Annotated in this window: 12 protein-coding genes; 11 read left to right on the top strand and 1 reads right to left on the bottom strand. The window is 70.6% G+C overall.

The window, feature by feature from the left end:
• Window positions 1-624 (top strand): PP2C family protein-serine/threonine phosphatase (locus tag OKJ99_RS21220; protein WP_326018607.1); only part of this gene is annotated, 624 nt, incomplete at its 5' end.
• Window positions 625-749: 125 nt separating this feature from the next.
• Window positions 750-2,213, top strand: coding sequence for an aminopeptidase P family protein (locus OKJ99_RS21215; RefSeq protein ID WP_326018605.1), 1,464 nt, complete (start codon window positions 750-752; stop codon window positions 2,211-2,213).
• Window positions 2,214-2,300: 87 nt separating this feature from the next.
• On the opposite strand, the gene OKJ99_RS21210 is transcribed toward OKJ99_RS21215, so the two are convergent.
• On the bottom strand, window positions 2,301-2,759 hold the full coding sequence (locus tag OKJ99_RS21210) for an ATP-binding protein (RefSeq protein WP_326018604.1): 459 nt from the start codon (window positions 2,757-2,759) through the stop codon (window positions 2,301-2,303).
• A gap of 191 nt (window positions 2,760-2,950) precedes the next feature.
• On the opposite strand from OKJ99_RS21210, the gene OKJ99_RS21205 reads away from it, so the two are divergent.
• From OKJ99_RS21205 to OKJ99_RS21165, 9 genes are all read left to right on the top strand, one after another.
• Window positions 2,951-3,742 (top strand): hypothetical protein, encoded by a 792-nt coding sequence (locus OKJ99_RS21205; RefSeq protein WP_326018602.1) that lies wholly within the window; start codon window positions 2,951-2,953, stop codon window positions 3,740-3,742.
• 159 nt (window positions 3,743-3,901) lie between these two features.
• Window positions 3,902-4,642, top strand: a complete 741-nt coding sequence (locus tag OKJ99_RS21200) for a YcnI family copper-binding membrane protein (RefSeq protein WP_326018600.1) — start codon at window positions 3,902-3,904, stop codon at window positions 4,640-4,642.
• 78 nt (window positions 4,643-4,720) lie between these two features.
• Window positions 4,721-5,404, top strand: a complete 684-nt coding sequence (locus tag OKJ99_RS21195) for an SCO family protein (RefSeq protein ID WP_326018598.1) — start codon at window positions 4,721-4,723, stop codon at window positions 5,402-5,404.
• Complete coding sequence (locus tag OKJ99_RS21190; RefSeq protein ID WP_326018596.1) at window positions 5,401-5,865, top strand: copper chaperone PCu(A)C; 465 nt, start codon at window positions 5,401-5,403, stop codon at window positions 5,863-5,865. Before OKJ99_RS21195 ends, OKJ99_RS21190 begins: the two co-directional genes overlap by 4 nt.
• A gap of 16 nt (window positions 5,866-5,881) precedes the next feature.
• Window positions 5,882-7,795: a copper resistance CopC/CopD family protein gene (locus OKJ99_RS21185; RefSeq protein ID WP_326018594.1), complete on the top strand. Its 1,914-nt coding sequence runs from the start codon at window positions 5,882-5,884 to the stop codon at window positions 7,793-7,795.
• An 8-nt stretch (window positions 7,796-7,803) separates the two neighbouring features.
• Window positions 7,804-9,123: an iron uptake transporter deferrochelatase/peroxidase subunit gene (gene efeB, locus OKJ99_RS21180; RefSeq protein ID WP_326018592.1), complete on the top strand. Its 1,320-nt coding sequence runs from the start codon at window positions 7,804-7,806 to the stop codon at window positions 9,121-9,123.
• An 86-nt stretch (window positions 9,124-9,209) separates the two neighbouring features.
• The gene (gene pheA / locus OKJ99_RS21175; protein WP_326018591.1) at window positions 9,210-10,145 is read left to right on the top strand and encodes a prephenate dehydratase; all 936 of its coding nucleotides are present in this window, start codon (window positions 9,210-9,212) and stop codon (window positions 10,143-10,145) included.
• 642 nt (window positions 10,146-10,787) lie between these two features.
• Window positions 10,788-12,071, top strand: a complete 1,284-nt coding sequence (gene serS, locus OKJ99_RS21170) for a serine--tRNA ligase (RefSeq protein ID WP_326018590.1) — start codon at window positions 10,788-10,790, stop codon at window positions 12,069-12,071.
• Window positions 12,072-12,122: 51 nt separating this feature from the next.
• Window positions 12,123-13,049, top strand: coding sequence for an HAD family hydrolase (locus tag OKJ99_RS21165; RefSeq protein ID WP_326018588.1), 927 nt, complete (start codon window positions 12,123-12,125; stop codon window positions 13,047-13,049).
• Window positions 13,050-13,077: the final 28 nt, after the last annotated feature.

Here is a 13,077-nt window from a genome sequence, read left to right as displayed (position 1 = left end):
TCGCCGGCCCGCCGCCCGGCGAGGGCCTGTCCGACCCGCCTGGTGAACAGCGACCTGTTGGGCAGGTCGGTCAGCGGCTCCGGCGCGAGCGCGGTCGCCGCGATGGGCCGGCTGCGCGCCTCCTTGCGGGCGTACGCGGTCATGGAGGGGGAGGACCCGGTGGCGGTCCTGTCCGACCTGGAGCTTCTGTTGCGTCTGACCGAGCCGGCGCGCAGCGCGACCGCCCTGTTCGCGTACTGCGAGCCCGCGCAGCGCAAGATCGTCCTCGCCGGAGCCGGGCACAGCCCGCCCCTGGTGATCGGCGAGCGGCGCACCGAATACGCCGAGACGACGCTGTCCGCGCCGCTCGGGATGCTCGCCTGCTGGGAGGCGCCGAGCGTGGAGATCACGCCGGAGCCCGGCGAGACCGTGCTGCTCTACACGGACGGCCTCCTGCGCCGTACCGGCGACCCCATGGACCGCGCGTTCGCCCGGCTGCACGCGGCCGCCGCGGGCGTGCCCAAGGCGATCCGTGACGACCCCGGGGCGATCGCCGACCACGTGCTGCGGTCGGTGCTCCCCGACGGCCTCGACACGGCCGAGAGCGAGGAGGACGTCGTGCTGCTCGCGGCACGCTTCGAGTGACCTCCTGGGCGCTGTGCGCAACAGGCCCTCCGGCCCTGGACCCCCTTCCGTACGCTCGTACGATGGAGGGGGTCCATTGCCGTATCCAGGGCATTTCACCGGACCCGCCGTGTCGAGGAGGAACTGTGTCGGAGGAGCTCAACCCGGAGACCCCGGAAGCCGTCGAGGCCGAGGAGCCCATCAAGCAGCGCAAGAACGGCCTCTACCCGGGCGTGTCCGACGAGCTCGCCGAGAACATGAAGTCCGGCTGGGCCGACACCGAGCTGCACGACCTGCGGCCGATCGCGCAGGCCGCCGAGACCGCTGCCCGCCGTGCGGCCCTGTCCGCCCGCTTCCCGGGCGAGCGCCTCGTGGTGCCCGCGGGCAACCTCAAGACCCGCTCGAACGACACGGAGTACGCCTTCCGCGCCTCGGTCGAGTACGCCTACCTGACCGGTAACCAGACGGAGGACGGCGTCCTCGTCCTGGAGCCCACCACGGGCGGCCACGAGGCCACCATCTACCTGCTGCCGCGCTCCGACCGCGAGAACGGCGAGTTCTGGCTCGACGGCCAGGGCGAGCTGTGGGTCGGCCGCCGCCACTCCCTGGCCGAGGCCGAGAAGCACTACGGCATCCCCGCGTCCGACGTGCGCGAGCTCGCCGACAAGCTGGCCGAGGCCACGGGCCCGGTGCGCGTCGTGCGCGGCTACGACGCCGGCGTCGAGGCCGCCCTGACCGACAAGGTCACCGCCGAGCGCGACGACGAGCTGAAGGTCTTCCTCTCCGAGGCGCGCGTCGTGAAGGACGCGTTCGAGATCGGCGAGCTGCAGAAGGCCGTCGACTCGACCGTGCGCGGCTTCGAGGACGTCGTGAAGGTGCTCGACAAGGCCGAGGCCACCTCAGAGCGCTACATCGAGGGCACGTTCTTCCTTCGCGCGCGCGTGGAGGGCAACGACATCGGCTATGGCTCCATCTGCGCCGCTGGACCGCACGCGTGCACCCTGCACTGGGTCCGCAACGACGGCCCGGTGAACTCCGGCGACCTGCTCCTCCTCGACGCCGGTGTGGAGACGCACACGTACTACACCGCCGACGTCACGCGCACGCTGCCGGTCAACGGCACGTACAGCGAGCTCCAGCGCAAGATCTACGACGCCGTGTACGAGGCCCAGGAGGCCGGTATCGCGGCCGTCAAGCCGGGCGGCAAGTTCCGGGACTTCCACGACGCCGCGCAGCGTGTGCTCGCCGCGAAGCTCGTCGAGTGGGGCCTGGTCGAGGGCCCGGTCGAGCGCGTCCTCGAGCTGGGCCTGCAGCGCCGCTGGACCCTGCACGGCACCGGGCACATGCTCGGCATGGACGTCCACGACTGCGCGGTCGCGCGGACCGAGTCGTACGTGAACGGCACGCTGGAGCCCGGCATGTGCCTCACCGTCGAGCCCGGTCTGTACTTCCAGGCCGACGACCTGACCGTGCCGGAGGAGTACCGCGGCATCGGCGTCCGTATCGAGGACGACATCCTCGTCACCGACGACGGCAACAAGAACCTGTCGGCCGGGCTGCCCCGCACGGCCGACGAGGTCGAGGCCTGGATGGCCCGCCTGAAGGGCTGAGCCCGGAAAATCGCGACAAGGAGGGCCGCACCCGAAGGTGCGGCCCTCCTTGTCGCGTAAATGCGCCCCTTGTTGCGAAGAACGGACTCACACCGCCATCAGCGGCGCGTCCTCCCGCCACTTGAGGATCTTGTCGAAGCTGACCACGGCGCCGCCCTTGCCCGGTCTGTTCACGAAGTGCACATGGTCGGCGAGTTCCTGGATCAGACACAGGCCACGGCCGTGCTCCGCGTAGTCGGGCGCCGGGCGGACGGACACCGCCGCGCGGCCACCCGCCGCGGCGAAGCCGGGTCCGGTGTCGGCCACTTCGATGCGGCACATCTCGCCGTCCAGGTACGCGGTGACCCGAAACGCGTCCGTCGCCTCGCTCGTCGCCGCTCCGCCGTGCTCCACGGCGTTCGCACACGCCTCCGTGAGCGCGACCGACAGATCGTAGGAGACATCGGGGTCGACGCCCGCGGTCTCCATGGTGCCCATGAGGAGGCGCCGGGCGAGCGGCACGCTCGCGGCATCGCGCCGTAGTTGGAGGGACCACCAGATGCTCATGCTCCCGCCTCCCGGCCACGACTCGACATACCGATACGTATTGCCACCACCGGCCCGGCGCAATCGCGCAGTTGACGTGATGACGCCCATACGGCCGACGCGCATACGGCGGTCGGCGGTGTACGGGAGATTTGGGATCTTGCGGACCTGCTGTATGGAGCGTGTGAAGCCAGTGCGATGATGAGGCCGCCATGTCTGCCCCCCACGAGCGCCAGGCGCGCAGCGCGGCCGATCTCCGGCTGCTCAGGGCCGCGGTGTTCGCCGCGGTCTGCGTCATGCTGTCCGCGGCGGGGCACGTCCTCGGTTCGACGACCACCGTCCCGCTGTGGACGCTGTCGCTCGGCTTCCTCGCCGTCTTCTGTGTGGCCCTGCCGCTGGCGGGACGCGAGCGGTCGCTGCCGGGCATCGCCGCCACGCTGGGGGCCGGACAGATCGCGCTGCACAGCCTCTTCGGCCTCGGTCAGCAGCACTCCATGACCATGACCGCCGCGTCGGGCGAACCCTCGGCGGTCGAGCGGGCTGCGCGGCTCATGTGCGGGGCGGGCGCGTCGACGCTCAGCCCGGCGCAGGCCCAGCGGATCCTCGACAACGCGCGCGTGCCGTCCGGCGACGCACACCACATGGCGGGCGCGGCCGACTCCGCGATGTCGCTGCTGCCGTCCCTGCCGATGCTGCTCGGGCACCTGCTCGCCGCGGCCGGCGCAGGTTGGCTGCTGCGCCACGGGGACCTCGCCCTGAGCCGCGTCGTGCGGCTCTCGCGGCTCTCCGCGCAGGGCGTCGCCCTTGCGGCACCCATCCGTTCGCTGCGGGCCGCCCTCGGCCTCGTACGCGCCCTCAGGGCCGGGCTCTGGGGTATGCCCGCCCTGCCGTGCGCCGCTCGTGCCGGGTTCGCCGAACCACCGGCCCTGCGGGCGGCGGCACTTCAGCACTCCGTGAGCCGGCGCGGACCGCCCGCGGCCGACACGTTCCTTCTCGCTGCCTGAACGGCACGCGTACTCCACCGCGTACTGCGGGGGTGAGTCGTGCCGTGCGGCACGCGCGCGTACCCGCTTTCTCGCCGCCTACGTAGTGCGGTGTTCCGCGGTCGCGCCCTCTCACCCTCACCTTCGCTGGATCCCGCTGAACGTGGAGTTCTCCCTGTCATGAAGAAGATGTCCCGCGCCGCTCTCGTCGGTGCCGCCGCCGTCTCCTCCGTCGTCCTCGTGTCCGCCCCCGCCTTCGCGCACGTGAGCGTGCAGCCGGAGGGCGAGGCCGCCAAGGGCGACTACGCCGTCGTCGACTTCAAGGTGCCCAACGAGCGCGACGACGCCGCGACCACCAAGGTCGAGGTCAACTTCCCGACCGAGCACCCGCTCGCCTCGGTGATGCCCGAGCCCGTGCCGGGCTGGAAGGCCGACGTCACGAAGACGAAGCTCGACAAGCCGATGGAGATGCACGGCGAGAAGATCACCGAGGCCGTCTCCAAGGTCACCTGGACCGCGACCGGTTCCGGCAAGGACAAGGGCGTGCAGCCCGGCTACTTCCAGAAGTTCCCGGTGTCGATCGGCCAGCTGCCGACCGACACCGACCAGCTCGTCTTCAAGGCGCTCCAGACGTACGACAACAAGCAGGTCGTGCGCTGGATCGAGCCGCAGCAGAAGGGCCAGGAGGAGCCGGAGTTCCCCGCTCCCGCCCTTGAGCTCTCGGCCGCCTCGGACGACGGGCACGGCGCCTCCGGTGCCTCCGACGACGGCGCCAAGAAGGAGTCCGCCGCCGCGGCCACGGATTCCGGCGGCTCCAGCAGCGACACCACCGCCCGCACCCTCGGCATCGTCGGCATCGTCGTCGGCGCCGCCGGTGTGGCGTTCGGCGTCCTGGCGGGCCGTCGGCGTACCAACAGCTGAGCCACCCTCGGTGGGTGCCGGGGTCGCGGTGGGCGACCCCGGCACCCGTCGGCCACCTCACATCTGGGACATTTTTCTATGCGCAACCCCCGCAAGAACACGACGTTCAACCGGAAGAGCCTGCTGGCCGCGGTCGGGCTCGTCACCGTCGCGAGCTTCGCCCTGTCCGCCTGTGGCAGCGGCGACGACAGCGGCAAGCCCGTCGCCGAGGTGTCCTCCGACACCGGCACGAAGAAGGCCGCGACGGTCCTCGACAAGCCGTTCAAGAAGCCGGATCTGGTCCTCACCGACACCCACGGCAAGAAGTTCGACCTGCGCGAGCAGACGAAGAACAAGCCGACGCTGATCTACTTCGGCTACACGCACTGCCCCGACGTCTGCCCGCTGACGATGAGCAACATCGCCGTCGCGAAGAAGTCGCTGCCCAAGTCCGAGCAGGACAAGCTCCAGGTCGTCTTCGTCACCACCGACCCGGACCGCGACACCCCGTCCGTGCTCGGCAAGTGGCTCAAGGCGCAGGACCCCGACTTCACCGGCCTGACCGGCGACTTCGCCACCATCCAGGGCGGCGCCCGCACCCTCGGCATCTCCATCGAGCCGACGCAGAAGGACAAGAACGGCAAGGTCGTGTCGATGCACGGCACGCAGGTCATCGCCTTCTCGCCGAAGAACGACGCCGGTTACGTGCTGTACGGCGAGGACGCCACCGTCGACGACTACACCAAGGACCTCCCCAAGATCATCAAGGGGGAGAAGCCGTGAGGCGCACGCCCATCGCCCTCGGCGCCCTCACGCTCGCGGCAGGGCTCGCCCTGACCGCCTGCGGATCCGGCTCCGAGGCCGCCGACAAACCCGACGTGAAGGTCGAGGGCGCGTTCATCCCCGCGCCCGCCTCCGGCGACATGGCGGCCGGGTTCTTCACCGTGCACAACAAGGGAGCCGCCGACACCCTCACGTCCGTGAGCAGCGGTGCTTCCCAGAAGGTCACCCTGCACAGCACCAAGGGCGGGGTGATGAAGGAGCGGAAGTCCTTCGCCGTGCCCGCGAACGGCGAGCTCGACTTCGAACGCGGCGGCAACCACCTCATGTTCGAGAACCTGAAGCGCAGGCCCGCGAAGGGCGACAAGGTGTCGGTGCAGCTGCACTTCGCCAAGTCCGGGACCGTCACGGTCTCCTTCCCGGTGAAGGTCGCCACCTACAACCCGTCGCACGCTTCGCACTGAAGGGGCTGACTCGTACGTGAAGACCATCGCTCCCCGCACCTGGCAGCTGGTGCTGCTCTTCCTCGCCGTCACCGGCGCGCTCCTGGCCGGCGCCGCTCCCGCTTCCGCGCACGCCGCGGTGACCGGGAGCGACCCCAAGCAGGGAGCGGTGGTCGACACGGCGCCGAGGAAGGTGTCGCTCACCTTCTCCGAAAGCGTCGCGATCTCCGACGGCGCCGTCCGTGTCCTCGACCCCGCGGGCAAGCGCGTCGACGACGGGAAGGTCACGCACCCCGGCGGCACGACCTACGCGGTGGGGCTGCACTCGGGCCTGCCCGACGGCACGTTCACCGTCGCCTACCAGGTCGTCTCCGCCGACAGCCATCCCGTAGCCGGCGCCTACACCTTCTCCATCGGCGCGCCCTCCAAGACGACCGCGGTGGTCGCCGACCAGAACGCGGGCGGCGGCGTCATCGGCGTGATCTACGGCGTCGCGCGCTACGTCTCTTACGCGGGTTTCGCGCTGCTGGTGGGCGGCGCCGCGTTCGTGCTCGGATGCTGGCGGCGCGGCGCGGGCAGCAAGCCGGTGCAGCGCGTCGTGGTCGGCGCCTGGACCGCGCTCACCGCCGCCACCCTGGCGATGCTGCTGATGCGCGGCTCGTACACCGGGTCCGGGAAGCTCGGCGACATCTTCGACATGTCGCTGCTCGGCCAGGTCCTGCAGACGAAGACCGGCGCCGCGCTCACCTCCCGGCTGCTGCTGCTCGCGGCGGCGGCCCTCTTCATCGCGGTGCTCTTCGGTGCCTACGCGAAGAAGAACGAGGAGGCCGGAGAGGGCGGGCAGGACGGCGAGGGCACGGAGGCCAAGGAACGGAACGATCTCACCTTCGGGCTCTCCGTCGGCGGCGCCGTCGTCGCGGCCGGGCTCGCCGCCACCTGGGCCATGGCCGAGCACGCCTCGACCGGCCTCCAGGCGGGCCTCGCGATGCCCGTCGACGTACTGCACCTGCTGGCCGTCGCCTCCTGGCTCGGCGGGCTGACCACGCTGCTCGTCGCCCTGTACCGGGTGCCGACGATCGAGGGCTCGGCCGTGCGCCGCTTCTCGCGGGTCGCCTTCTGCAGCGTTCTCGTCCTCGTCGCGACCGGGCTCTACCAGTCGTGGCGCCAGGTCGGCTCCTGGTCGGCGCTGACCGGGACGACGTACGGGCAGCTGCTCATGGTGAAGGTCGGGCTCGTCGCCGTGCTCGTCGGCGTCGCCTGGATCTCCCGGAAGTGGACGGGGCGGCTCACCGAGACCGTGGCCGCCGCGCCGGTGGCGGAGGAGCAGGCGTCCGAGGAGAAGGAGCCGGTCTCCGTGGCCGCCGGGGGAAAGGGTGCGGACCCCGAGCGCGCCGCCCAACTCGCCCGGCAGCGCGCCGCGATGGCGAGCGCGCGCGAGAAGCGGGTGCGCGACGCCGACCCGCACCGCTTCGGGCTGCGCCGCTCGGTGCTCGTCGAGGCGGGCATCGCGGTCGTCCTGCTCGCCGTCACCACCGTGCTGACGTCCACCGAACCAGGCCGCACGGAGGAGGAGGCCAAGTCCGCCACCTCGGCCGCGCAGGCGCAGTCCGGGCCGCTCTCCCTGAAGATTCCGTTCGACACCGGCGGCGCGGACGGCAAGGGCACCGCCCTCCTGGAGATGGACCCCGGGCGCACCGGCAACAACGAAATGCACCTCTACATAGAGCGGCCGAACGGCAAGGCCTTCGACGTCCCCGAGGTGAAGCTCGCCCTCACCCAAGAGGCGAAGAAGATCGGGCCGCTGCCCGTCGTGCCCGACCACATCGCCACGGGACACTGGACGGCGAGCGGTGTGCAGATCCCCGTGGCGGGCGACTGGAAGGTCGCGCTGACCGTGCGTACGTCGGACATCGACCAGATCACCATCAACAAGAACGCGAAGATCGGCTGAACCGCCCCATGGATGACACGGCTGACACGGCCGACACGGCTGACACCAAGAGCGGCACCGAGTCCTCCCCGCAGGCCGCGGGCATCTCGCGGCGCCGCCTGATCGGGACGGCGGGCGCCACCGGCGTCGCCCTCGGTGCCGTCGGTGCGGGCGCGGGGTACGCCGCGGCGTCCTCGAACTCCCCCGAGCAGCAAGCAACGTTGACCTCGGTCGGGACGGACGAGGTGATGTTTCACGGGAAACATCAGCCCGGCATCACCACCGCGATGCAGGCCCGCGGCCACCTCGTCGCGTTCGACCTGGCGGCGGGCGCGGGGCGCAAGGAGGCCGCGGCCTTGCTGCGCCGCTGGTCGGCGACGGCCGAGCGGCTGATGGCGGGCGAGCCCTCGGCCTCGGACGACACGGATGTGGCCCGGGACGCGGGGCCCTCTTCGCTGACGGTCACCTTCGGCTTCGGCCACAGCTTCTTCTCCCGTACGGGACTCGAGAAGCAGCGCCCCGCCGCCCTCGACCCGCTGCCGGACTTCTACTCCGACCACCTCGACAAGGCGCGCAGCAACGGCGACCTGTGGGTGCAGATCGGCGCCAACGACCCGCTCGTCGCCTTCCACGCGCTGCGCGCGATCCAGAAGGACACGGGCGGCGCGGCCAAGCTGCGCTGGCAGATGAACGGCTTCAACCGCTCGCCGGGGGCCACCGCCCACCCGATGACGGTCCGCAATCTGATGGGCCAGGTCGACGGCACGGGCAACCCCAAGCCCGCCGACGCGGACTTCAACAAGCGGATCTTCGTGCCGGGTTCGGGCTCCGGTTCCGATTCCGGTTCCGCGCAGTCCCCTGCCTGGATGGGAGGCGGCTCGTACGCCGTCGTACGCCGGATCCGGATGCTCCTCGACGACTGGGAGAAGCTGTCGACGGCGGCGCAGGAGCATGTCATCGGGCGCAAGAAGTCGAGCGGCGCCCCGCTGACCGGCGGCAAGGAGACCACCGAGCCGGACCTGGAGAAGACGGACGCGAACGGCGACCTCGTCATCCCGCTCAACGCGCACGCCCGCATCACCCGGCCCGACCAGAACGGCGGGTCCGCGCTGCTGCGCCGCCCGTTCTCGTACCACGACGGCTACGACGAGGACGGCGCCCCGGACGCGGGCCTGCTCTTCATCTGCTGGCAGGCGGACCCGCTGCGCGGCTTCGTGCCGGTGCAGCGCAAGCTCGACCGCGGCGACGCCCTGTCGAAGTTCATCCGGCACGAGGCGAGCGGGCTCTTCGCGGTGCCGGGCGGCGCCGAGAAGGGCGGCTACGTGGGGCAAGCGTTGCTGGAGGGATAGGCGGCGGCCGGAGGTGCCATCGCCGAGTCGTGTGGCCCGTGACGCATGCGGGAGCCCGGCCTCGTAGGGCGCATTAGGGTGAGCCCATGCCAGCCAGCTACGCGTATCTCGGCCCCGAGGGCACCTTCACCGAAGTCGCCCTGCGCACGCTCCCGGAGACGGCCACCCGGGAACTCGTCCCCGTGGTGTCCGTGCCCGCGGCGCTCGACGCCGTCCGTGGCGGCGAGGCCGAGGCCGCGTTCGTACCGATCGAGAACTCCGTCGAGGGCGGCATCACCACGACCCTCGACGAGCTGGTCGCAGGCGAGCCGCTGATGATCTACCGCGAGGTGCTGCTCGACATCACCTTCGCGCTGCTCGTCCGCCCCGGCACCGCGATCTCCGACATCAAGACGGTCACCGCGCACCCGGCCGCCCAGCCGCAGGTGCGCAACTGGATGAAGGACAACCTGGCCGAGGACGTGATCTGGGAGTCCGCCGCGTCGAACGCCGACGGTGCGCGCCTCGTACAGGAGGGGCGCTACGACGCCGCCTTCGCCGGCGAGTTCGCGGCCGAGAAGTACGGGCTCGTGCCGCTGGTCACCGAGATCCACGACGCGGAGAACGCGCAGACCCGCTTCGTCCTGGTCGGCAAGCCGGCCCGGCCCGCGGCGCCCACCGGCGCGGACAAGACCTCGGTCGTCATCTGGCAGCGCGAGGACCACCCCGGTGGGCTGATGGAGCTGCTCCAGGAGTTCGCCATCCGCGGGGTCAACCTGGTGCTGCTGCAGTCCCGGCCCACCGGCACGGGCATCGGCGACTACTGCTTCGCCATCGACGCGGAGGGGCACATTGCGGACCGCCGGGTGGCGGAGGCGCTGATGGGGCTGAAGCGGGTGTGCCCGGAGGTGCGCTTCCTCGGCTCGTACCCGCGGGCGGGGGTCGCCGTCGAGGACGTGCGCCCGCCGCGCTCGGGAACCTCGGACGGCGAGTTCGTGGCGGCGTCCGACTGGCTGGCGCGCTGCCAGGACGGCCGGTTCTAGCGCCTCGGCGGTAGTCGGCCGTACTCCCTGCCGGATCCGGGTTGTCCACCGCCGGATCCGGCTCCTTTTTGCCTGTACACCCGGTCCTACCAGCGGATTTTCTTCATCCACAGAAGTTATCCACAGGGCGCCTTCTCGACCTGGGGACAAGTCGACAGGAAGGGGCTGGTTGGTCGACAAATCGGCCCACAGCCCCCAGATGCATCCACAGACCCGCAGGTCACCCTTCGTCCATGCATTTGTCGTGATCAACTCTTTGGAGTGAAGCATTTCCACCCGAAAGTGAGCTTGCACGCGGTTTGAGAGGGGAATTCTTCGTTACGCATGTGGCTTTCGGAATGATCTCCTCCGGCATCCACAGATCATTTTCACAGCCTGTGGATAACTTTCCCGGCCTGTGCGTCGCTGTGGACAGCGGGCCCCCAAGTCCCGCCCGCGGCAAGGGGATCGAGTCAAGGCGAAGTGTCACGTCTGCCCCTTTCAAGGGAAAGTGACAGCTTTCCTTGACGAGCCCCGCCACCCCCCTTGTGGATCTTTTCCGGCCTCGCTCCACCCTTAATTCATATCCCGGCAAATAGGGCATATGGGAGTGCAATGGATATCGGGTCGTGGGCCGGAAGCGGGCAACGGTAACCTTGAGGGGTGATTGACCTTCGCCTGCTCCGTGAGGACCCCGACCGTGTTCGCGCCTCCCAGCGCGCCCGTGGAGAGGACGTCGCGCTCGTCGACTCTGTCCTGTCCGCCGATGAGCGGCGCAGGTCGTCCGGGCTCCGCTTCGACGAACTCCGCTCCGAGCAGAAGTCGCTCGGCAAGCTGATCCCCAAGGCCACGCCCGAGGAGAAGCAGGACCTCCTGAAGAAGGCGGGCGAGCTCTCCTCCGCCGTCAAGTCCGCGGAGGCCGAGCAGCGCGAGGCCGACGAAGAGACGCAGCGCCTGGCGCTCCAGCTGGGCAACATCGTGCACCCCGACGTCCCGCGCGGCGGCGAGGAGGACTTCGTCGTCCTGGAGACGCACGGCACGATCCGCGACTTCGGCGCCGAGGGCTTCGAGCCCAAGGACCACCTGGAGCTCGGCGAGGCGCTCGGCGCCATCGACGTCGAGCGCGGCGCGAAGGTCTCCGGCTCGCGCTTCTACTACCTGACGGGGGTCGGCGCGCTCCTCGAGCTCGCGCTCGTCAACGCGGCGATCGCGCAGGCCACCGAGGCCGGCTTCACGCCGATGCTGACCCCGGCCCTGGTGCGCCCGCGCGCCATGGAGGGCACCGGCTTCCTCGGCCAGGCCGCCGACAACGTGTACCACCTGGAGAAGGACGACTACTACCTGGTCGGCACCTCCGAGGTCGCGCTCGCCGGCTACCACATGGACGAGATCCTCGAGGCGGACCAGCTGCCGCTGCGCTACGCCGGCTTCTCGCCGTGCTTCCGCCGCGAGGCCGGCACGTACGGCAAGGACACCCGCGGCATCTTCCGCGTGCACCAGTTCGACAAGGTCGAGATGTTCTCGTACGTCGACCCGGCGGACGCGCAGAACGAGCACCAGCGCCTCCTGGAGTGGGAGAAGCAGTGGCTGACCGGCCTCGAACTGCCCTTCCAGGTGATCGACGTCGCCACCGGTGACCTCGGCTCCTCGGCCTCGCGCAAGTTCGACTGCGAGGCGTGGATCCCGACGCAGGGCAAGTACCGCGAGCTGACCTCCGCCTCGAACTGCGACGGATTCCAGGCGCGCCGCCTGTCCATCCGGATGCGGGACAACCGCAACGGCAAGAAGGTGTTGCAGCCGCTCTCGACGCTGAACGGCACGCTGTGCGCCGTCCCGCGCACGATCGTCGCGCTCCTGGAGAATCACCAGCAGGCCGACGGCTCGGTCCGGGTTCCGGAGATGCTGCGGCCCTACCTTGGGGGACGCACCACCCTGGACCCCAAGTAATCGCAGCCTGACCGGCCTGCGCAGCCCGTACAGCCTGGAGCCGAACGCCAAGTGAGCCACCCCGCTCCCCTCGCCCCTGCCTTTCCGTACAAGCTCGTGGCGACCGATCTCGACGGGACGTTGCTGCGTTCCGACGACACGGTCTCCGAGCGCACGCGTGAGGCGCTCACCGCGGCCACCGCGGCGGGTGCCGCGCACATCATCGTGACCGGCAGGGCCGTGCCCTGGACCCGCCACATCCTCGACGACCTCGGCTACGAGGGCCTCGCGGTGTGCGGCCAGGGCGCGCAGGTCTACCACGCGGGGGAGCACCGGCTGCTCACGTCGGTGACGCTCGACCGGCAGCTGGCGGGGCTCGCACTCGCCAAGATCGAGGCCGAGATCGGCCCGCTGGCACTCGCCGCGAGCCGTGACGGCATCGAGGGCGAGGTCATCGTCGGCCCCGGCTACGAGGTGCAGGAGGGCCCGCTCCCGGTCGTCCCGTTCACGGAACTCGCCGAGCTGTGGGCGCAGCCGCTCAACAAGGTGTACGTCCAGCACCCGGGCCTGACCGACGACCAGCTGTCGGAGGTCGCACGCACCGTCGCCGGCGGCCTGGTGGGGGTCACGATGGCGGGCGAGGGCATCGTGGAGCTGCTCCCGCTCGGCCTCTCCAAGGCCACGGGCCTCTCCCTGGCGGCCCGCCGTCTGGGCGCGAAGGCCGTCGACACGATCGCCTTCGGGGACATGCCCAACGACATCCCGATGTTCGGCTGGGCGTCCTACGGCGTGGCCATGTCCAACGCCCACCACGAGCTCAAGACGGTGGCCAGCGAGGTGACGTCGTCGAACGAGGACGACGGCATCGCGGTGGTCCTGGAGCGGCTGCTCGCGGCTCGATGTGAAGGGTGGGCGGCCCGCGTGCCACGGAAGAAGGACACGCGCTCGAAGTGGCCGCCCCGGGCGACGCCCTGGGCGGGACTCGACGGAGTGCAGTGACTACTCCGGAGCCTGCCTCGGGCCGCCC

It is taken from the genome of Streptomyces endophyticus (assembly GCF_035798155.1).
Classification (GTDB): Bacteria; Actinomycetota; Actinomycetes; order Streptomycetales; family Streptomycetaceae; genus Streptomyces; species Streptomyces endophyticus.
Note: the sequence above shows the minus strand (reverse complement) of the source record. Positions and strands in the feature narration are given on the sequence as shown.